This window comes from Pseudomonas syringae pv. cilantro (assembly GCF_001293775.1).
Taxonomy (GTDB): domain Bacteria; phylum Pseudomonadota; class Gammaproteobacteria; order Pseudomonadales; family Pseudomonadaceae; genus Aquipseudomonas; species Aquipseudomonas syringae_P.
In genome coordinates this window covers 55,162-75,771 of sequence record NZ_LGLN01000039.1, presented here as the reverse complement: position 1 = coordinate 75,771, position 20,610 = coordinate 55,162, and the positions used below count along the sequence as shown (strand labels likewise).

General features: G+C 59.0%; 20 protein-coding genes. 11 read left to right on the top strand and 9 right to left on the bottom strand.

The annotated features are described in order from the left end of the window. Positions 1 to 45 precede the first annotated feature (45 nt). Positions 46 to 567 (top strand): DUF3617 domain-containing protein, encoded by a 522-nt coding sequence (locus tag ABJ99_RS12465; RefSeq protein WP_054086100.1) that lies wholly within the window; start codon positions 46 to 48, stop codon positions 565 to 567. A gap of 197 nt (positions 568 to 764) precedes the next feature. Continuing rightward, the gene (locus tag ABJ99_RS12460) at positions 765 to 1,988 is read left to right on the top strand and encodes an N-acetylmuramoyl-L-alanine amidase (RefSeq protein ID WP_054086099.1); all 1,224 of its coding nucleotides are present in this window, start codon (positions 765 to 767) and stop codon (positions 1,986 to 1,988) included. Between the two features lie 5 nt (positions 1,989 to 1,993). Here the strand turns inward: ABJ99_RS12460 and ABJ99_RS12455 are convergent, their stop codons facing one another. Then, positions 1,994 to 2,371 (bottom strand): hypothetical protein, encoded by a 378-nt coding sequence (locus ABJ99_RS12455; protein ID WP_054086098.1) that lies wholly within the window; start codon positions 2,369 to 2,371, stop codon positions 1,994 to 1,996. 141 nt (positions 2,372 to 2,512) lie between these two features. Here ABJ99_RS12455 and zigA point away from each other — a divergent pair, with 141 nt between their 5' ends. Both zigA and ABJ99_RS12445 read left to right on the top strand, forming a co-directional pair. Then, complete coding sequence (gene zigA, locus ABJ99_RS12450; RefSeq protein WP_054086097.1) at positions 2,513 to 3,724, top strand: zinc metallochaperone GTPase ZigA; 1,212 nt, start codon at positions 2,513 to 2,515, stop codon at positions 3,722 to 3,724. Next, positions 3,724 to 4,374 (top strand): DUF1826 domain-containing protein, encoded by a 651-nt coding sequence (locus ABJ99_RS12445; protein ID WP_054086096.1) that lies wholly within the window; start codon positions 3,724 to 3,726, stop codon positions 4,372 to 4,374. Before zigA ends, ABJ99_RS12445 begins: the two co-directional genes overlap by 1 nt. A 6-nt stretch (positions 4,375 to 4,380) precedes the next feature. On the opposite strand, the gene ABJ99_RS12440 is transcribed toward ABJ99_RS12445, so the two are convergent. Then, a complete protein-coding gene (locus tag ABJ99_RS12440; protein ID WP_054086095.1) occupies positions 4,381 to 4,752 on the bottom strand; it encodes a hypothetical protein in 372 nt (123 codons plus the stop codon). Between the two features lie 52 nt (positions 4,753 to 4,804). Here ABJ99_RS12440 and ABJ99_RS12435 point away from each other — a divergent pair, with 52 nt between their 5' ends. Then, positions 4,805 to 5,776: a CobW family GTP-binding protein gene (locus ABJ99_RS12435; protein WP_054086094.1), complete on the top strand. Its 972-nt coding sequence runs from the start codon at positions 4,805 to 4,807 to the stop codon at positions 5,774 to 5,776. Positions 5,777 to 5,809: 33 nt separating this feature from the next. Here the strand turns inward: ABJ99_RS12435 and ABJ99_RS12430 are convergent, their stop codons facing one another. Next, positions 5,810 to 6,202: a DUF3301 domain-containing protein gene (locus ABJ99_RS12430; RefSeq protein ID WP_010434068.1), complete on the bottom strand. Its 393-nt coding sequence runs from the start codon at positions 6,200 to 6,202 to the stop codon at positions 5,810 to 5,812. Between the two features lie 117 nt (positions 6,203 to 6,319). Between ABJ99_RS12430 and pdxY the strand changes: the two genes are divergently transcribed. After that, positions 6,320 to 7,186, top strand: a complete 867-nt coding sequence (gene pdxY / locus ABJ99_RS12425; RefSeq protein ID WP_007252283.1) for a pyridoxal kinase PdxY — start codon at positions 6,320 to 6,322, stop codon at positions 7,184 to 7,186. Between the two features lie 48 nt (positions 7,187 to 7,234). Here pdxY and ABJ99_RS12420 read toward each other — a convergent pair whose 3' ends face one another. After that, complete coding sequence (locus tag ABJ99_RS12420) at positions 7,235 to 7,720, bottom strand: acyl-CoA thioesterase (RefSeq protein ID WP_005895029.1); 486 nt, start codon at positions 7,718 to 7,720, stop codon at positions 7,235 to 7,237. 292 nt (positions 7,721 to 8,012) lie between these two features. Between ABJ99_RS12420 and ABJ99_RS12415 the strand changes: the two genes are divergently transcribed. Then, positions 8,013 to 9,776: a cation:proton antiporter gene (locus ABJ99_RS12415; RefSeq protein WP_054086093.1), complete on the top strand. Its 1,764-nt coding sequence runs from the start codon at positions 8,013 to 8,015 to the stop codon at positions 9,774 to 9,776. A gap of 39 nt (positions 9,777 to 9,815) precedes the next feature. Here ABJ99_RS12415 and ABJ99_RS12410 read toward each other — a convergent pair whose 3' ends face one another. The 3 genes from ABJ99_RS12410 to uvrD form a co-directional block, all read right to left on the bottom strand. Further along, positions 9,816 to 10,223 (bottom strand): SMI1/KNR4 family protein, encoded by a 408-nt coding sequence (locus ABJ99_RS12410; protein ID WP_007252280.1) that lies wholly within the window; start codon positions 10,221 to 10,223, stop codon positions 9,816 to 9,818. Between the two features lie 131 nt (positions 10,224 to 10,354). After that, positions 10,355 to 11,197 (bottom strand): Tim44 domain-containing protein, encoded by an 843-nt coding sequence (locus tag ABJ99_RS12405; RefSeq protein WP_054086092.1) that lies wholly within the window; start codon positions 11,195 to 11,197, stop codon positions 10,355 to 10,357. 577 nt (positions 11,198 to 11,774) lie between these two features. Then, complete coding sequence (gene uvrD / locus ABJ99_RS12400) at positions 11,775 to 13,958, bottom strand: DNA helicase II (protein ID WP_054086091.1); 2,184 nt, start codon at positions 13,956 to 13,958, stop codon at positions 11,775 to 11,777. A 294-nt stretch (positions 13,959 to 14,252) separates the two neighbouring features. Between uvrD and hexR the strand changes: the two genes are divergently transcribed. Further along, positions 14,253 to 15,119, top strand: coding sequence for a transcriptional regulator HexR (hexR, locus tag ABJ99_RS12395; RefSeq protein ID WP_054086090.1), 867 nt, complete (start codon positions 14,253 to 14,255; stop codon positions 15,117 to 15,119). Between the two features lie 92 nt (positions 15,120 to 15,211). On the opposite strand, the gene ABJ99_RS12390 is transcribed toward hexR, so the two are convergent. Beyond that, the gene (locus ABJ99_RS12390) at positions 15,212 to 15,523 is read right to left on the bottom strand and encodes a hypothetical protein (RefSeq protein ID WP_054086089.1); all 312 of its coding nucleotides are present in this window, start codon (positions 15,521 to 15,523) and stop codon (positions 15,212 to 15,214) included. A 257-nt stretch (positions 15,524 to 15,780) separates the two neighbouring features. On the opposite strand from ABJ99_RS12390, the gene ABJ99_RS27020 reads away from it, so the two are divergent. Then, positions 15,781 to 15,966: a PA3496 family putative envelope integrity protein gene (locus tag ABJ99_RS27020; protein ID WP_162234993.1), complete on the top strand. Its 186-nt coding sequence runs from the start codon at positions 15,781 to 15,783 to the stop codon at positions 15,964 to 15,966. On the opposite strand, the gene ABJ99_RS12385 is transcribed toward ABJ99_RS27020, so the two are convergent. Continuing rightward, the gene (locus ABJ99_RS12385) at positions 15,920 to 16,870 is read right to left on the bottom strand and encodes a LysR family transcriptional regulator (protein WP_054086088.1); all 951 of its coding nucleotides are present in this window, start codon (positions 16,868 to 16,870) and stop codon (positions 15,920 to 15,922) included. The genes ABJ99_RS27020 and ABJ99_RS12385 overlap by 47 nt on opposite strands. Positions 16,871 to 17,075: 205 nt before the next feature. Between ABJ99_RS12385 and ABJ99_RS12380 the strand changes: the two genes are divergently transcribed. Beyond that, positions 17,076 to 18,491, top strand: coding sequence for an acetyl-CoA carboxylase biotin carboxylase subunit (locus ABJ99_RS12380; RefSeq protein WP_054086087.1), 1,416 nt, complete (start codon positions 17,076 to 17,078; stop codon positions 18,489 to 18,491). Positions 18,492 to 18,593: 102 nt separating this feature from the next. Next, complete coding sequence (oadA, locus tag ABJ99_RS12375; RefSeq protein ID WP_054086086.1) at positions 18,594 to 20,402, top strand: sodium-extruding oxaloacetate decarboxylase subunit alpha; 1,809 nt, start codon at positions 18,594 to 18,596, stop codon at positions 20,400 to 20,402. Positions 20,403 to 20,610: the final 208 nt, after the last annotated feature.

The following is a 20,610-nucleotide window of genomic DNA, read 5'->3' as shown; positions in this document are numbered from 1 at the left end:
GCGTCGGTCTTTTCTGCCTTCAACTGCTCGATCAGGAATCTTGAAATGAACAAACGCATAGTGGCCTGGATGTTTTGTCTGGCAACCCCGTTGGCTCAAGCGCAGATGCTGCAACCAGGCTTGTGGGAACTGACTACCAGCAACATGAAGGTCGATGGCCAGCAGCTACCGGACCTGCAATTGATGCTGGGGCAGTTGCAGAATCTACCGCCCGAACAGCGCGTCATGATGGAACAAATGATGAAAAAGCAGGGCGTCTCGCTCGGCGGCAAAGGCGTGCGAGCCTGCTTGACCGAAGCTCAAGTGAAATCGGACGACATCCCGCTGACCGACCCGGCCTCTGGCTGCACGCAGAAAATCACGGCGCGCAACGGCAAGACCTGGAATTTCCAGTTCAGCTGCCCCAAAGCGCAGGGCACAGGACAAGCGCAATTTCTCAGTGATCGTGAATTCACTACCAAAGTGATCGGCACATTCAATGCTACTGGCCAGCAACAGAACGGCAGCATGGACACCCGCGCTGTCTGGTTGGGCCCGCAGTGTGGCGCCGTAGCGCCGCGTACCTGATCAAATTCATAGCTTTATGTTCCACGTGGAACATCCATAGCGATTGCGATGATTTGTCGTCGTTACGGTGAACATTTATAACGCAATCTTCATGAAGGGCTTCATCTTCCATCTGTAACTGCATGTTATATTGTTACTATTGATGTGGATGAACCCTTCGTGAGCCGGGATGCTCGATTTGCTCTTTGAGACATTCCATGCACCGACGCCAAGTGTTGCTCAATATGCTGCTGGCCAGCGCCGCCCTGACGCTGCCATTGGGTGCCTACGCCACGCAGATCAGTAACGCACGCCTGTGGCGCACCAACGACAAGCTGCGGCTGGTGCTCGATCTGAGCGGGCCAGTGCAATACAAAACTTTCACGCTGACCGCGCCCGACCGCTTGATCATTGATGTCAGTGGCTCGCGGTTGACCGGCGATTTCAGTCAGTTGGCGCTGGACCGCACCGTCATCAAATCGATTCGCTCCGGGCATTACGGCACGGGCGATGACACGCGCATCGTGCTGGACCTGACTGCGCCAGTGCAGCTCAGCAGTTTTCTGCTCGGTCCCGACGGTGCGCAGGGCCATCGGTTGGTGCTGGACATGAGTTCCACTGCTCGTGCTCCGGTACAGATGGCCGAACTGCCACCGCCCGTACCGGTGCCGATTCAGAGCAAGGCTCACACCAGCCGCGACATCATGGTGGTGGTCGACGCCGGTCATGGCGGCAAGGACCCAGGTGCCGTCGGTTCCCGAGGCGAGCGCGAGAAAGATGTCGTATTGTCCATCGCCCAGTTGCTGGCCAGGCGCCTGAAGCGCGAGAAGGGCTTCGATGTGCGCTTGGTGCGCAACGATGACTTTTTCGTACCGCTGCGCAAACGGGTCGAGTTCGCGCACAAATCCAACGCCGATATGTTCATCTCCGTGCATGCCGACGCAGCGCCTCGCCTGACCGCTTCCGGCGCGTCAGTCTTTGCCTTGTCCGACGGCGGCGCAACCTCCGCGACGGCGCGCTTCATGGCGCAGCGAGAAAATGGCGCGGACCTGTTGGGTGCGACATCGCTGCTCAACCTCAAAGACAAAGACCCGATGCTGGCCGGGGTGATTCTCGACATGTCGATGAATGCGACGATCGCCGCCAGTCTGCAATTGGGCCATACCGTCCTGGGCAGTCTGGAAGGCATCACCACGTTGCATCAAAAGCGCGTCGAGCAAGCGGGCTTTGCGGTGCTCAAGTCACCGGACGTGCCGTCGATTCTGGTCGAGACCGGTTTCATCTCCAACACTCGCGACAGTCAGCGACTGGTCACGGCGCGCCATCAACAGGCCGTGGCGGACGGCTTGTTCGATGGCCTGCAACGTTACTTCCAGCGCAACCCCCCAGTGGATTCGCACATGGCCTGGGTGCAGGCGCAAAAACGGGAACAGCAGGCCTGACGGGCTCAGCGGCAGCCGTTCAGGCGGCTGCAGGTGATTTTGCTGCGCGTACCGCTTGAGCTGGAAACCCGGGTGATGGTTGTCCAGCCCACGCGCTGGATGGTGCCGATCCAGGCTTCGCCATTCGAGGCCAGCCCGGTGAAAAACGTCAGTTGCCCATAACGGCTGTTGGTCTGCGCCCAGCGACGTTTATCGAGCACTTCGTAACCCTTCAACCAAGTCGTCGGTCCGTCCGTGACCACGCTATAGCTATTGCCCAGCGCATCGCCGCACGCCAGCACCGTGGCACTGCGGGTGCAGCGTGCCAGATCCGGGGCAGCCGCCATCGCGAGCGTGCCGGGGAGCATCAAAAGTGCGATCAGTCCTGTTGTAAACCGTTTCATGAACAACCTGTCATTAAGGCCTGTAGCAATTTTGTGTTGTTATACTATAACATCATGCGTTGGTTAGAGCTGGCTGCCTGATGGATTCGTTGCAGCCGACCTGAACAAGGCCCAAGCCTTGCCGCTGCGTGGAGAATCCTGATGTCAGACCGTCTACCCGTTACCGTTCTTTCCGGCTTTCTCGGTGCCGGTAAAAGCACTTTACTCAATTACATCCTGCGCAATCGTGAAAGCTTGCGAGTTGCCGTGATCGTCAACGATATGAGCGAGATCAACATCGATGGCGGCGAAGTTCAGCGCGATGTCAGCCTGAATCGCGCCGAAGAAAAGTTGATCGAGATGAGCAACGGCTGTATTTGCTGCACCTTGCGCGAGGACCTGCTTGAAGAGGTCAGCCGTCTTGCCCAGGAAGGGCGTTTTGATTATTTATTGATCGAGTCCACTGGAATTTCCGAGCCTCTGCCGGTGGCCGAAACGTTTACCTTCCGCGATGAAGCAGGCAAGAGCCTGACCGACCTGGCGCGACTGGACACCATGGTCACGGTGGTCGACGGCGTGAATTTCCTGCTCGACTACGAAGCAGCGGATGGCTTGGACACGCGTGGCGAAACACTCGGTGACGACGATGACCGCTCAATCACTGATTTGCTGATCGAGCAGATCGAGTTCGCCGACGTGATTTTGCTCAGCAAGATCGATCTGATCAGTTCGAGTGAGCGGGAAGAGCTGATGGCAATTCTGAGACGCCTCAACCCCGACGCCGAGATCGTGCCGATGGTGATGGGGCAGGTGCCGCTGGCGAAGATCCTCAACACCGGTCGTTTCGATTTCGAACGTGCCTCTCAGGCACCGGGCTGGCTGAAGGAAATGCGCGGCGAGCACCTGCCGGAAACCGAAGAATACGGGATTGCGTCGACGGCCTACCGGGCGCGCCGTCCATTTCATCCGCAACGCTTTTTCGACTTCATCAACCGTCCGTGGACCAATGGCAAGCTGCTGCGCTCCAAGGGTTTTTTCTGGCTGGCCAGCAAGTACAAGGATGCCGGCAGCTGGTCGCAGGCGGGCGGTTTGATGCGCCATGGTTTCGCCGGGCGCTGGTGGCGTTTCGTCAACCGCGATGGCTGGCCTGAGGACAAGGAAAGCGTCGCATCGATTCTGGAGAACTGGTCGAGCGAAACCGGCGATTGCCGCCAGGAATTGGTGTTTATCGGTCAGAACATCGATTTCGCGTTGCTGACGGCTGAACTGGACAACTGTCTGCTCACCGACGTCGAGATGGCGGAGGGCGCCGAGCGCTGGCGCGAACTGGCCGACCCGTTCGGTTCGTGGCACTTGGACGAGGTGGCGGCCTGATGCTTGCGTATACCTTTAAACAGCGACCGCTGGTACGACAGACCCAAGGCACAACGCCCGAGGTCTTGAGCGAGATCGTCGAAGAGGGCGTGAATCTCGCACTCTGGCAGCGCCAGTTACCTGCGCACATTGCCGACTTCAGCACGTTGCTATTGTCGATGGGCGAGCCGCTCGCCGAAGCATTGACGCTGGACGTCAAAGGCGGCGATGCCGAACCGGATCTGCGCACACTGGCGTCGGCGTATGCCGATCTGCACGGCTATGAGGGTTTCATCGCCGACGTATCATGGCTGGTCAGCGCTTATGCTTGTTTGCTGGGCGCGGAATGCGTCGGGTTGCGCCTGCGGGTGCTCGACAAAGCCATGTGCCCGCGCTTTCACGTCGATCATGTGCCGGTGCGCCTGATCACCACGTACGGCGGGATTGGCAGTCAGTGGCTCAAGGAAGACGTGATGGACCGCAAGCAGCTTGGCCGTGTGCAAGCGGAGCCGTTCGACGCTGCGGACGTTCAACAGATCGGCAGCGGCGATGTGGCATTGCTGAAAGGCGAGCGCTGGCACGGCAATGAGGGCTTCGGCCTGATCCACCGTTCGCCGCCGTTGGCGCGTAACGAGCGCAGGCTGATTCTGACCCTGGACTGGCTGGCATGAGGCGCGTTACGGCGTTATCCACTGGCCTTGGCTCTGGCCTTCGCAAAAAGGCTTGAGGTACAGCGCGTCGCTGGCCACGCCGTAATAGTGGATGTGCTCGCGGTAAGGCATGTTGGCAACCTGCGCGTTACGGCAGACACCGAACGCGCCGGTCGGGCATTGCTGCGAGTAGGTCGTCTCGGTCTTCTGCCCGGTCAGTTGTGGCTGGCAGAAGCCGTCTTTGAACAGGCTGGCCGGGATGTTGATATTTTCCTGACAGACTTTGACATCGAGCCGCTCGGCCTGGCTGTGCACCAGACACGCTTGCGCCCACGCGGTGCCCGAAGACATCGCCAGCAGCATCAGCGCCAGGCGAGCGGTCAGTCGCATCACTTGCATCGTTACCTTTCCTTGCTCTTCAATGACCCACGCACTCTTCCAAAGTGATCCCATGCTGCAGAACATCCCCACGCACGTTATCGGCGGCCCGCTGGGCGCCGGCAAAACCAGCCTGATCAAGCGCCTGCTGGCGCAGAAACCCGACAACGAACGCTGGGCGATCTTGATCAACGAGTTCGGACAGATCGGTCTTGACGCCGCGCTGCTGAGCACGGCTGCCGATGGTATCGCAATTGGCGAAGTGGCTGGCGGCTGCCTGTGTTGCGTCAACGGTGTGCCCTTTCAGATTGGTTTGGGACGCCTGCTGCGCAAGGCCCGACCTGATCGTTTATTGATCGAACCTTCAGGGTTAGGTCATCCGGCGCAACTTATGGCGCAATTGCGCGAAGCGCCGTGGCGCGGGGTGTTAGCGGTTCAGCCCGGCGTGATGGTGCTGGATGCGGCGGCGATGGCCGCAGGTCACCCGTTGCCCGCCACGCAACAGGACGCACTGGCGGTAGCGGGGCTGTTGGTGATGAACAAGTCCGAGCAACTGGACCACGCGGCGCGTCAGGTGCTGGGCGCGCAGTTGAAATCACACGGTTTGTTCTGGACCCGGCACGGGGAATTGCCGCTGGATCACTTGCCCGGATTCAGCGTCGGGTCGGTTGTGGATAAACAGGCTGTGGATAACCTGACGCTGCCCGACAGTGTCGGTCAACTGCCTGCGTTGTGGACCGATCCACGTAGGCCCATTTGCCTGAGTCAGAGCAGTGCCGAAGGCTGGAGCATCGGCTGGCGCTGGCATCCGTCGCAGCGGCTCGACTTACAGCGCGTGTTGCACTGGCTGGAAGGCCTGACGTGGCGAAGGGCGAAGATGGTTATCCACAGCGAAGGCGGCTGGTACTCAGCCAACGCGGTCCATGGCGCACCGATTGCCTGGCAAATCAGCGAATGGCGACAGGATTCGCGCCTGGAACTGATCTTTTCCACACCTCAGAGTGTGGATAAGTTACAGGGGCAGCTGGCGGGTTGCCTGGCGTAAGCGACCCCACAACGATTTGCATTTGCCCAGCCGCTACTGCTTCCACTTCTGATGCGATTGGCGCCATTCACTCATTTGGATGACTTCCGCACTGGGTGGTGGTGTTTTGATTTCAAATGGATAGGGGGCCAGTTCGATTTGCGCGGTATGTGCACCGAACATCGTGATGGTGCCGGGGTGACGCTGTTCGCCGGTCACCGTGAACTCGAAGCCGTAGACCCGGGCCAGACGCTTGCGGCCTTGTGCATCGCGGGCGAAGGTCAGGCGGCGCAGTGCGACGGCGTCGTCCAATAGCTGGAGTTCGAGGCGTGCGCAGTGCTGTTTTACGCGGGCCAGCGCCTTTTCGCGCAGACCATGGGCGTGCCACCACCAGGCCGCAGCGCTTGCGAACAGCATCAGCACGAAGATATTTCCCAGGGTCAGCATGACAGGGTGCTCCAACAAAGGAGTGACCAGCTTAACTGCCCGGAGTGATTTACAGCCATACTGCGCCACTTATATTTCTCATTACTGCATTTGCATCGTGTTCAGGATTCCACACCCATGAAACGTACGCCCCACTTGCTCGCCATTCAGTCCCATGTGGTGTTCGGCCATGCCGGCAATAGCGCAGCGGTGTTCCCGATGCAGCGTATCGGGGTCAATGTCTGGCCACTCAACACGGTCCAGTTCTCCAATCACACGCAGTACAAGCAGTGGACGGGCGAAGTACTGGCCCCGCAGCAGATCCCGGCGCTGATCGACGGCATCGCGGCGATTGGCGAGCTAGGCAACTGTGATGCCGTGCTGTCCGGGTACCTGGGCAGTGCGGCGCAGGGCCGCGCGATTCTGACCGGTGTGGCGCGCATCAAGGCCGCCAACCCCAAGGCGTTGTACCTGTGTGACCCGGTAATGGGCCATCCCGAAAAAGGCTGTATCGTCGCTCCGGAAGTCGGGGACTTCCTGCTGGACGAGGCCGCTGCGATGGCCGACTTCATGTGCCCCAACCAGCTGGAACTGGACAGCTTCTCGGGCCGCAAGCCGCAATCACTGCTCGATTGTCTGGCGATGGCCCGCGCGTTGCTGGCGCGGGGTCCCAAAGCGGTGGTGGTCAAACACCTCGACTACCCCGGCAAGGCCGCCGATGGTTTTGAAATGTTGCTGGTGACGGCCGATGCCAGTTGGCACCTGCGTCGTCCGCTGCTGGCATTTCCCCGCCAGCCGGTTGGCGTGGGCGACCTGACGTCCGGGTTGTTCCTGTCGCGGGTTCTGTTGGGCGACGATCTGGTCGCTGCGTTCGAGTTCACCGCAGCAGCGGTCCACGAAGTGCTACTGGAAACCCAGGCTTGCGGCAGCTACGAGCTGGAACTGGTCCGCGCCCAGGATCGTATTGCACACCCACGGGTGAAGTTCGAAGCGGTACGTTTGTAATCTTCAGACCCGGCCAATAGCTCAGGCATCGCTGCCTGAGCCGCAGGGTTACAGTGCTTCTTCCTTGATGTCCTGATAACGCTTTTCCAGTTCCTGGCGGATCTGGCGGCGTTGCTGTGCCTGAATGTAACGACGCTTCGCATCGGCAGATTCCGGCTCCAGCGGCGGGACGCTGGCGGGTTTGCGGTTGTCGTCCACGGCAACCATGGTGAAAAAGCAACTGTTGGAATGGCGTACCGAGCGCTCGCGGATATTTTCGGTCACCACCTTGATGCCGACTTCCATCGAGGTATTGCCGGTGTAGTTGACCGATGCCAGAAAGGTCACCAGTTCGCCGACATGCACCGGCTCACGGAAAATCACCTGATCCACGGACAGCGTTACCACATAGCGTCCGGCGTAGCGGCTGGCACATGCGTAGGCGACTTCATCGAGGTACTTGAGCAACGTACCGCCGTGCACATTGCCAGAGAAGTTGGCCATGTCCGGCGTCATCAATACAGTCATCGACAGCTGGGCGTTTCCGGGTTCCATAGCGTACTCACACGGTCAAGGTGTTCAAAGGACGCCTATGCTGGCGCTCAGAAGGGCTTGCGACAGTTATCGGGACGCTGGAAGGCAGGCGGCCGTCACGCTTGATAACTATCTGTTTCCATATATTGCACCGGCTTTATGTCGAAGGGGGCAGTGATAACCTGCAAAAACCCGTGGATCGGGTTTTTTCCTGCGTTTTAATCGGATTTTGGTGACGAACTGCATGGCTGATGCCTTTGATGGCGTGGCGCTAGCGGTTCAGGACGTCATCTTCACAAGGAGCTTTGCCGCCATGCATGCCATCAACTTCATTCAGGATCTGGCAGTGATCATGCTGGTGGCCGGTGTGGTGACCATTCTGTTTCATCGTCTCAGGCAGCCGGTGGTACTGGGTTACATCGTTGCCGGGTTCATCATCGGCCCGCACACGCCGCCGTTCAGCCTGATCCACGACGAAGACACCATTAAAACCCTGGCCGAGCTCGGGGTCATTTTCCTGATGTTCTGTCTGGGGCTGGAATTCAGCCTGCGCAAACTGTTCAAGGTCGGTGCGACGGCGTTCATCGCGGCTTTCCTCGAAATCTCCCTGATGATCTGGATCGGCTACGAGATCGGCCAGTTCTTCGGCTGGAAAACCATGGATTCGCTGTTTCTGGGCGCGATTCTGGCGATCTCCTCGACCACCATCATCGTCAAGGCGCTCAACGACCTGAAGATGAAGAACCAGCATTTCGCGCAGTTGATCTTTGGCGTGCTGATCGTCGAAGACATCCTCGGCATCGGTATCATCGCGCTTCTGTCCGGCATCGCGGTCAGCGGCTCGGTCAGTTCGGGCGAAGTGTTCTCCACCGTGGGCAAGCTGTCGCTGTTCATGATCGTGGCGCTGGTCGTCGGGATTCTTCTGGTTCCAAGGCTGCTGTCTTACGTTGCCAGGTTCGAAAGCAACGAGATGTTGCTGATTACTGTGCTGGGTTTGTGCTTCGGCTTCTGCCTGCTGGTGGTCAAGCTGGAATACAGCATGGTGCTGGGCGCGTTTCTGATCGGCGCAATCATGGCCGAGTCTCGCGAACTGCTGAAAATTGAACGGTTGATCGAGCCGATTCGAGACATGTTCAGCGCGATCTTCTTCGTCGCCATCGGCTTGATGATCGACCCGAACATCCTGCTGGACTATGCCTGGCCCATCGCGGTCATCACCGTCGCCGTGGTGTTGGGCAAAATGATTTCCTGCGGTCTCGGGGCCTTTATCGCCGGCAATGACGGCCGCACCTCGTTGCGCGTGGGCATGGGACTGTCACAGATTGGCGAGTTTTCCTTCATCATCGCAGCGTTGGGCATGACGCTGCAGGTCACCAGCGACTTTCTTTACCCAGTGGCCGTCGCCGTCTCGGCCATCACCACCTTGCTGACGCCTTATCTGATTCGCGGCGCTGATCCGTTGTCGCTCAAGCTGGCGGCGATCATGCCCCGGCGAGTGGCGCGGGTGTTCGGTATGTATGGCGAATGGCTGCGCAGCATTCAGCCGCAGGGGCAGAGCGCAGTGCTTGCCGGGATGATCCGAAAAATTCTGTTGCAGGTGGGGGTCAATCTGGCGCTGGTGATGGCGATCTTTTTCAGCGGTGCCTACTTCGCCGAGCGTCTTGGCGGCTACATGAGCGAGTGGGTGCCAGACATCAGCCATCAGAAAGCCTGGATCTGCGGCGCGGCACTGTTGCTGTCGTTGCCGTTTCTGATCGCGGCCTACCGCAAGCTCAAGGCGCTGTCGATGCTGCTGGCAGAGATGGGGGTCAAGCCCGAGATGGCAGGTCGGCATACCGTGCGCGTGCGCAAAGTGGTGGCGGAGGTGATCCCGCTATTGTCGCTGGTGGTGATCTTCGTGATGCTGGCAGCGCTGTCGGCGAGCATTGTGCCAGCCAGCGAATTGCTGCTGGTGATTGCGCTGATAGCCGCTCTGGTCGCTGCCTTGCTGTGGCGCTGGCTGATCCGTGTGCATACGCGGATGCAGATCGCGCTGCTGGAGACCCTGGGCAACCATCCGGAGTCATCCGGGCACTGAGCCCGGCGATCTTTTCAGGGGCGGTGCAGCAGGGGTGTCTCAGCTTTCCAGCCAGACATCCCGAGCCCAATGCCAGACCGACTCCCAGCTGTCCTCGGTCACCAGCTCTTCTTCAGCGGACCACAGCAGCACGGTGCCGTCTTCCTCGACGCAGTAATAATCGTCGCCGTCCTGACAAATCGGAATCAGCTCGCGCGGTACGCCCAGGTCCCAGGCGGTCGCGCAGACTTCCGGCAGGTAAGTGTGCGACTGCGGATCGGTCACTGTGACGGGTTCAAGGCTGCCATACACCACATCACTGACCGTCAGGAGAAACTCCTTGAAGACGAACGGAATATTGATGAACAGTTGTTCCTCGATCTCGACCAGTTGGTCTTCATCGGGCAGCTCAAGCGGAACCGGGACGGGTTCGTTTGCTTCACGCAGTTGTTCAATGACTTCTTCCACGACACAGCTCCTTTCACTTGATGGCGCGGGTTATACAGTAGCGTAAAGCCTTTCTCAAAATAACTATCCGAACGGATAAACAAAAAACCCCGGACATGTCCGGGGTTCTGAACGCGAGAACGGAATCTGGTTCAACCGTTCTGGCGAATTCCTGCCACCAGCCATGGCTGGTTGTCGCCTTGTGGCCGCTCCATGTTCCAGCTTTCGCTGAACACTTCGCCCTGATCAAAACGCGACGTCTTGGAAACACCGGAGAAGGTCAGTGTGGCGATGGTCTTGTCGGCACGATCATCGACGCCGTCCAGCTGAACGCTGAGGTTGTCGATGAAGGTCGACTGGAAGCCGTCGCCCAGATCCGCACGTTCCTTTTTCAGGAATTGCAGCATCTGCGGAGTGACGAACTCGGCGATCTTGTCCATCTCGTTGGCGTCCCAGTGCTGCTGCAACGCCTGGAAATGACCGCGAGCCGCTTCCAGAAAGCGCTCCTCATTGAACCAGGCCGGTGCGTTGATCACGGGCGCGGCGGAAGCAGTTGCCGAGCTGCTGAAAATCGGGTTTTGCCCAGGCTGACTGGCTTCACGCTGGTACGGCGCACCGGCAGCGGCCATTTTCGGCTGTTGCTGCTGGCGACGACGCGCGATGAAGCGAAAGATCAGGAAGGCAATGAGACCCATGATCAGGATGTCGAACAGTTGCAGGCCGTTGAAGCCGTCGCCCATGAACATCGACGCGAGCAGGCCACCGGCAGCGATACCGGCCAATGGGCCCAGCCAGCGCGACGCACCGCTGGCCGCAGCGGCAGGCCGGCCAGCAGCGTTAGGCGCGGCTGCCGGAGTGGAGGGTGCGGTCTGACGCGCCTGATGGGTAGGCGCCGAGCCCATGCTCTTGCCGCCACCGAAGCGCGCGGCGTTTACATCCAGACTCATGGTGAGCCCGATGCACAGCGCCATCGCGATGCTTAGAAAACGTTGCATAAGGGTATTCCCGTTTGGTGATTGCACGCGCGTCATGTTGCACAGCCGATGACCACATGAACAGCGCGTTAGTGTTTCGGACTTTTACACAGACAGCGTAGGACTTTTCAGCGCGCTTCGTAGGACTTGTGATTAACCCCACGCAACGAGGTTATACACAGGTCTTGGAACGCCCGGAATAAATGGCCTCTAGGCTTCTGCCCGAAGGGCGTGGGAGCGAGCTTGTTCGCGAAAAGGTCTTTATAATCGCCGAAAATGCATCGACTGAAACATCGCCTTCGCGAACAAGTTCGCTCCCACAAGGGGTTGCGTTAAGCCTGTCGATGCGGTTTTGGGGCCGAATCAACTGCCTGCTTCTGTCCGAAGGACGTGGGAGCGGACTTGTCCGCGAAGGGGTCGGTACATTCCGCGAATATGTATCGCTGGAACCACCGTCTTCGCGAACANCAAGCGAAGCGTCGCCCGGTACGCTCCCACGGCCTCCGGCCAGAATCAAAAGCGGACTTGTGTATAACGCTGAGCGCAGAGCGTGGGAACGATAGTCAGGGGCGTATGGACGATGATTGACCGGCCTACCCTACAACGCCACCAGCTTCGCATAGCCCATCATCAGCCACTTGCTGCCATCAGCGAAGTTGACCTGCACGCGTGCCTGGGCGCCGGCGCCTTCGAAGTTGAGGATGACGCCTTCGCCGAACACCGCATGCTGGACGCGCTGGCCCATGGTGAACTCGGTCTCTGGAATGCCGGTGCCATTGAACAGGCTGCTGCTGTTGAATTTCGGGGTGCCGCCGAACGGGCGGCTGACGCTGTTGGACAGGCGCACTTCCTGAATCAGCGTTGGCGGGATTTCACGTACGAAACGCGAGACCTTGTTGTAGGTTTCGCTGCCATACAGACGACGCGTCTCGGCGTAAGTCATTACCAGCTGTTTCATCGCGCGGGTGATACCGACATAGGCCAGGCGCCGTTCTTCCTCCAGACGGCCCGGTTCTTCCAGGCTCATCTTGTGCGGGAACAGCCCTTCCTCCATGCCCACCAGAAACACATGCGGGAACTCCAGACCCTTGGCGCTGTGTAGGGTCATCAGCTGGATGCTCTCCTCATGCTCCTGTGCCTGAGTGTCTCCAGTCTCCAGTGAAGCATGGCCGAGGAAGGCCGCCAGTGGCGTCAGCTCTTCATCGCTCTCATGGTTCTCGAAGGCGCGTGCGGCGCTGACCAGTTCCTCAAGGTTTTCTACCCGGGCCTGGCCTTTCTCGCCTTTTTCCTGCTCGTGATAAGTGATTAGTCCGGATTGCTCGATGACTGTCTGGGTCATCAGGTGCAGCGGCATCTCCATGACCTTCGCCGACAGGTTCTCGATCAGTTCTATAAACCCGCCCAAGGCAGTCGCTGCGCGCCCGGTCAGGCCCTTGTTGGCGACCAGCAGGCGCATGGCTTCCCACATCGAGACGTCGGCGTGTCGCGCATGCTCACGAATCGCTTCGACGGTTTTTTCACCGATGCCGCGTGCCGGAACGTTGATCACTCGCTCCAGTGCCGCGTCGTTGCCACGGCCTTCGAGCAGGCGCATATAGGCCATGGCGTTCTTGATCTCGGCGCGCTCGAAGAAGCGCTGCCCGCCATAGATGCGGTACGGAATGCGCTCGCGCAGCAGGGCTTCTTCCAGCACCCGCGACTGGGCGTTGGAACGGTACAAAATGGCGATGTCGTTGCGTGAGATACCGGTTTTCAGCGCGCTTTCGATGGTCTCGACCACGTAGCGTGCTTCATCGTGTTCGTTGAAGGCGGCATACAGATTGATCAGTTCGCCGTCACCGACATCGGTCCAAAGCTCCTTGCCCAGGCGACCGCTGTTGTTGACGATCAGCGCGTTGGCGGCCTTGAGGATGCTCGCCGTTGAGCGGTAGTTCTGCTCCAGGCGGATCACTTCGGTATCCGGGAAGTCGGACGAATACTGGTGGATGTTCTCGATCTTCGCACCGCGCCAACCGTAGATGGACTGATCGTCGTCGCCGACCACCATCAGGCTGTCACCGCCTTGAGCGAGCAGGCGCAACCAGGCGTACTGAACAGCGTTGGTGTCCTGGAACTCGTCGACCAACACGTGCCTGAAGCGGCGCTGATAATGCGCGAGCAGGCCCGGATTATCGCGCCACAGGTCCAGGGCGCGCAGCAGCAGTTCGGAGAAGTCGATGACGCCCGCTCGCTGGCAGGCGGTCTCGTAGGCTTCGTAGACACTTTTCATGGTGGTCAGAAACAGATCGCCGCTGGCCTGAATATGTTTCGGGCGCAGGCCTTCGTCTTTCTGACCGTTGATGAACCACTGCGCCTGGCGCGCAGGCCAGCGTTGCTCGTCCAGGCCCAGCTCACGCATCACGCGCTTGACCAGGCGTTGCTGGTCATCGCTGTCGAGAATCTGGAAGGTCTGCACCAGCCCGGCTTCCTGCCAGTGCGCCCGCAGCAAGCGGTGCGCCAAACCGTGGAAAGTGCCCACCCACATGCCGGCCGGGCTGATGCCCATCAGTTGCTCGATGCGGTGGCGCATCTCGGCAGCCGCCTTGTTGGTGAACGTCACCGACAGGACCGAATGCGGGGAGGCTTGCTCGACCTGCATCAGCCAGGCGATGCGATGCACCAGCACACGGGTTTTGCCGGAGCCAGCACCGGCCAGAACCAACTGACGACCCAGCGAGGCAGCTACGGCCTGACGTTGGGCATCGTTGAGGGAATTCAGAAGGAGAGAGAGATCATCGCGCATCGGCGCATTCTAGGGTGCCGCGCGATGACGGGCAAACCATGCTTTGCGTCAGGCATTAAAAAAACCGAGGCGCTGACGACCGGTCGTCGCCTGCTGCGTGAATCGATTGTGCTCAGGCTACGCTGGCTCGAGCTGATACGTGATGTAGGATTATTCCCACATTTTTTTGTGAATTATCTTTTTCAAGCCCGTGAAAGGTGTCCCGGCGTCGTTTAACTGGGCGGCTCGCAGGTCATGTAGTATAACTACAAGAAAGCTACAGCCAGCCCCTTTTCCTCTTGCCGAGTCTGCCCCTTGAATCTGCTGCAACACATCGCCCAGTCACGTCACCTGTTGCGCAAATCGGAGCTCAAGGTAGCCGACCATGTGTTGCTTGACCCTGCGGCCGTGATGCACAGTTCCATGGCTGATCTGGCGCACAGCGTCGGGATCAGCGAACCGACCATCGTGCGCTTCTGCCGCGCCATTGGTTGCACCGGGTTTCAGGACCTCAAGCTGAAGCTGGCGCAAAGTCTGGCGGCGGGAGCCAGTTTCGGCCAGTTCGCAATTCACGAAGACGATTCGGTCGCTGATTACAGCCTGAAGATTTTCGACACCACCCTGCACACGCTCATGGAAGTGCGCGAGAACCTTGATCCTCACGCCTTGCAACTGGCGGTCACGGCAATGGCCGGCGCCAATAGGGTCGAGTTTTACGGTTTCGGCGCGTCAGGCGCGGTGGCTGCCGATGCGCAACACAAGTTCTTCCGGCTGCTGCTGACCGCGGCGGCGTATTCCGACCCGCACATGCAGGCCATGTCGGCCGTCACGCTCAAGCCGACGGATGTAGCGGTGTGTATTTCCCAGTCTGGGCGCTCCAAGGATTTGCTGATCACCGCCAACCTGGTCCGCGAGAGCGGCGCGACGTTGATCACGCTGTGCCCGAGCCAGACGCCGCTGGCCGAGCTGTCCTCGGTCAACCTGGCCATCGATGTGCACGAAGACACCGAAATCTACACGCCGTTGACCTCGCGCATCGCACATCTAGTGGTCATTGATGTGCTGGCGATGGGCGTTGCTATGGCCCGAGGGCCGAGCCTGGTCAACCACCTCAAGAGCGTCAAGCGCAGCCTGCGCGGCTTGCGTCTGTCGCCAAAGTCGATCAAGACCCACGAAGATTGATGCTATTCGCAGTCGCTGCAGCAACGAAGAAAGCTCCCCCCGGAAACCCTGAGGCGTCTGGGGAGAGCTGTTCTTAAGCTGTTGCGCGTCGATCAACGTATGACGGTTATGTCGTCAATGCTTACCACCAACTCACCATCCTTATAGATACAGACGGTGGTAATGGTCGGGTCGCTTGGCTGGGTGTATACAACCTGCGCCTCGCCCATGACTGTCAGGCCGGCACCTTCTGTCTTGTAAGTCAGGTTCAGGGCCAGTAGGCCGGTACCACCCCGTGTGTTGCTGACAGCCAGCATCGGGATCGCGTTGCTGGAGGTAGTTGGCACGAGGCCGGCTACTGTCAGGGTGTTCACGCTTGACGTTCTGTCATCGCGCACAATCCAGTTTTTGTTTTTGCCAGTCATTGGGTAGCTCCTTGCTATTAATTGATTCAATGAGTTAATTGCGTCCTGCAGGGCCAGTTTCTGTCGTTTTGGGCACTGGAGCGCGGTAAATATATATTTTTCTCATTTCCGAGCTGGCTATCACGTTTCAAAATTTAACCAAGCTGTCATGTGTCCGCCGTCTGACTGTCACTGCCGCGCTCCATTCTGGTGCTCCCACAAAACGTATTGGGAGACAGGACATGGCTCGGCATTACGATGATTTACCCAACAGCACCGTGAAAACCCGCCGTCAGCAGGAAGATCAGCGTCGCATGGAATTTCGTCGGGCAATCGAGAGCTACAGTGAAGCGCGTCAGCTCAATCAAGAACTCTGTGACTACATGGATGGCGTGAAAAACACCGTCTGGCAGACCGTTACGCCTCCCGCGGTCGACCGTCGAAACGCTCGACAAGCTGGCTGATCTGCGCTCGTTCGCTGCGGATGAACGCAAGGAACGCGTGCGCCACGGGTGACAGGCGTTTGTCTCTGGCCTGCACCACGCACCAGCTTCGGTAGAGCGGAAGCTCCGCCACGGGCAACTCCACCAGAGTGCCAGTGGCGAGCTCCTGACAGACTGCGTGTCGCGTCAGCATCGCCAGGCCCAGCCCGGCCACCACGCATTCACGCTGTGCTTCGCTGGAAGCCACCTCTTGCGTCTGCGTGAAGTGCACGCGCTTTTCCTTGAAATATTCCTCGCAGGCCAGACGTGTGCCCGACCCCGGTTCGCGCGTCAGCAGCGGCCACGGCTCCAGATCTTTCAGGCTCAAGGTTTTGCGGTTGCTCAATGGATGATCGGCCGGTGCGACGGCGACAATCGGATTGTTCAGAAACGGCAGAAACTCCAGTCCCATGTGCTGCGGCACGGCCGACATCACTACCAGATCGTCGCGGTTATCTGACAATCGCCTGATGATCTGCGCACGATTGACCACCATCAAGTTCAGGCTGACCTCAGGATAGTTGCGCTTGAACGCAGCAAACAGATGCGGGATGAAGTATTTGCAGCTCGACTCGACCGCCAGTTTCAACTGCCCCTGCAGCGAGCCCTGCATGTCTGAAAGCTGCATATCCAGGCTTTCCAGGCGTCCGAAAATATCCCGGCTGGCGGATTGCAGGGCTTCAGCCGCTTCCGTCAGGTACAGCTTCTTACCAACGTAGTCGAACAGCGGCTGCCCGATCAGCTCTTCCAGTTGGCGTATCTGCAAACTGACTGCGGGCTGAGTGAGGGACATTTCTTCTGCGGCGCGGCTGTATGAGCGCAGATCACACACTTCGTTGAAGATACGCAGCTGGCGCAATGTGATGCGCATCAATGACTTACGCATAGCTAAAAATTCTTTCTGTCGGGCTGGTCGATAACTATAAGGTTTTACTTATGCATCGCCCAACTTTTACTCATTTTTGTTAATTCTCGATCCGGCATAGGGTGTGTCTGCGACATTGAGTCGCATGCCTGGTTGCAAGAAGCACGAGTGCAGTGCTTGCCTGGATGTGCTGACCGGTTTGGTCTTTAGGGTCGAGGAATCATCAGTGATAACAAAAATTCTGATCGCCAACCGCGGAGAAATCGCCGTCCGCATCGTGCGTGCCTGTGCCGAAATGGGCATTCGCTCGGTGGCGATCTTCTCCGATGCAGACCGTCATGCGTTACACGTCAAACGTGCCGACGAGGCCTACAGCATTGGTGCTGAACCGCTGGCGGGTTACCTGAACCCACGCAAACTGGTCAATCTGGCAGTGGAAACCGGCTGCGATGCGCTGCATCCCGGCTATGGCTTTCTTTCGGAAAACGCTGAACTGGCCGACATCTGCGCCGAACGTGGCATCAAGTTCATCGGCCCTTCGGCAGAAGTGATTCGCCGCATGGGTGACAAGACCGAAGCGCGGCGCAGCATGATCAAGGCCGGCGTACCGGTAACACCGGGCACCGAAGGCAATGTCGCGGATATCGAAGAAGCGCTGGCCGAAGGCGAACGCATCGGGTATCCGGTGATGCTCAAGGCCACTTCCGGTGGCGGCGGGCGTGGCATTCGCCGCTGTAACAGCCGCGAAGAGCTGGAGCAGGCTTTTCCCCGGGTGATTTCCGAGGCGACCAAGGCCTTCGGCTCGGCGGAAGTCTTTCTGGAAAAATGCATCGTCAATCCCAAGCACATCGAAGCGCAGATCCTCGGCGACAGCTTCGGCAACGTTGTGCACCTGTTCGAGCGGGACTGTTCGATTCAGCGCCGCAACCAGAAGCTGATCGAGATCGCGCCAAGCCCGCAACTGACCCCGGAGCAGCGCGCTTACATCGGTGATCTGTCGGTGCGTGCCGCCAAGGCTGTGGGTTACGAGAACGCCGGCACCGTGGAGTTTCTGCTCGCCGAGGGCGAGGTGTACTTCATGGAGATGAATACCCGTGTGCAGGTCGAGCACACCATCACCGAAGAAATCACCGGTATCGACATTGTTCGCGAGCAGATCCGTATTGCGTCCGGCTTGCCGTTGTCGGTCAAACAGGAAGACATCATTCATCGCGGTTTTGCCCTGCAGTTTCGGATCAACGCAGAAGACCCGAAAAACAATTTCCTGCCCAGCTTTGGCAAGATCACCCGGTATTACGCGCCCGGCGGACCTGGCGTGCGCACCGACACGGCGATTTACACCGGCTACACGATTCCGCCGTTCTACGACTCGATGTGTCTGAAGCTGATCGTCTGGGCGCTGACCTGGGAAGAGGCGATGGACCGCGGCCTGCGTGCGCTGGATGACATGCGTCTGCAAGGGGTGAAGACCACTGCGGCCTATTACCAGGAAATTCTGCGCAACCCGGAATTTCGCAGCGGTGAGTTCAACACCAGCTTTGTCGAAAGCCACCCTGAGCTGACCAATTATTCGATCAAGCGCAAACCCGAAGAGCTGGCCCTGGCCATCGCTGCCGCCATTGCCGCACATGCAGGCTTATGAATGAGTCAGCTGCAAGTTGTCAGCTGCAAGCTTCAAGCAAGAGCGACTCGGCTTTTACTTGCGGCTTGTAGCTTGAAACGTGCAGCTTGAAAGGAGCTACCAATGACCAAGAAGATCTTTGTAACCGACACCATCCTGCGTGACGCTCACCAATCGTTGCTGGCGACCCGCATGCGCACCGAAGACATGCTGCCGATTTGCGACAAGCTCGACAAGGTCGGCTACTGGTCGCTGGAAATGTGGGGCGGCGCGACGTTCGATGCCTGTGTGCGGTTTCTCAAGGAAGACCCGTGGGAGCGTCTGCGCCAGCTGCGTGCGGCGTTGCCCAACACCCGTTTGCAAATGCTGCTGCGCGGGCAGAACCTGCTGGGTTATCGGCATTACAGCGATGACGTGGTCAAAGCGTTCGTGGCCAAGGCGGCGGTCAACGGCATCGACGTGTTCCGGATTTTCGATGCGATGAACGATGTGCGTAACCTGCGCGTTGCCATCGAAGCGGTTAAAGCGGCTGGCAAGCATGCGCAGGGCACCATCGCGTATACCACTAGCCCGGTTCACACCATCGAAGCATTCGTCGCGCAGGCTCGGCAAATGGAATCCATGGGTTGCGACTCGGTGGCCATCAAGGACATGGCAGGTCTGCTGACGCCCTATGCCACCGGCGAGCTGGTCAAGGCGCTGAAAGCCGAACAGTCGCTGCCGGTGTTCATTCACTCGCATGACACCGCCGGTCTGGCCGCGATGTGTCAACTCAAGGCGATTGAAAGCGGCGCGGACCATATAGACACGGCGATCTCAAGCTTCGCCTGGGGCACCAGCCATCCGGGCACCGAGTCGATGGTCGCGGCGCTCAAAGGCAGCGAGTTCGATACCGGCCTGGATCTGGAGCTGTTGCAGGAAATCGGTTTGTACTTCTACGCAGTGCGTAAGAAATATCACCAGTTCGAGAGCGAATTCACCGCAGTCGATACCCGCGTGCAGGTCAATCAAGTGCCGGGCGGGATGATTTCCAACCTCGCCAATCAGCTCAAGGAGCAGGGTGCGCTCAATCGCATGAGCGAAGTGCTGGCGGAAATTCCGCGCGTGCGCAAAGACCTGGGTTATCCACCGCTGGTGACGCCGACCTCGCAGATCGTAGGCACTCAGGCGTTCTTCAATGTGCTGGCGGGGGAGCGCTACAAGACCATCACCAACGAAGTGAAGCTTTATCTGCAAGGCGGGTACGGCAAGGCGCCGGGGCAGGTCGATGAAACGCTGCGTCGTCAGGCGATTGGTAACGAAGAGCTGATCGATGTTCGTCCTGCTGACCTGCTACGGCCGGAGATGACCAAGCTGCGCGCCGATATTGGTGCGCTGGCCAAATCCGAAGAGGACGTACTGACTTTTGCGATGTTCCCGGACATTGGCCGCAAGTTTCTGGAAGAGCGCGCTGCCGGGACCCTGACGCCGGAAGTGTTGTTGCCGATCCCCGAAGCCGGAAGCGTGGCCAAGGCAGGCGGCGAGGGTGTGCCGACCGAGTTCGTTATCGATGTACATGGCGAAACCTATCGGGTGGACATCACCGGCGTGGGCGTCAAGGCCGAGGGCAAGCGCCACTTTTACCTGACCATCGACGGCATGCCGGAAGAAGTGGTGTTCGAGCCACTCAACGAATTTGTCGGCGGCGGTGCCAGCAAACGCAAGCAGGCCAGCGCGCCGGGCCACGTCAGCACCACCATGCCGGGCAACATCGTCGACGTGCTGGTCAAGGAAGGCGATGTGGTCAAGGCCGGGCAGGCCGTGCTGATTACCGAAGCCATGAAGATGGAAACCGAAGTCCAGGCGTCGGTGGCCGGCAAGGTCGTGGCCATCCACGTTGCCAAGGGCGACCGCGTCAATCCGGGCGAGATACTGGTCGAGATCGAAGGCTGATCAGCCGTTCACAACATTCAACTGTTTACCTCGGGGAAGCACTGGTGGCTTCCCTTTTTTTATTCTGCAGGCGGGTTCAGTAGTAACGACTCTCGTTCCTCACGCTGCAATGGGCATTTCTGGACGCGCTGCGTCACACGATAGTTGAAATAAGGGCTTCTGCCCGGAGGGCGTGGGAGCGGACTTGTCCGCGAAGGGTTGCGAAGCG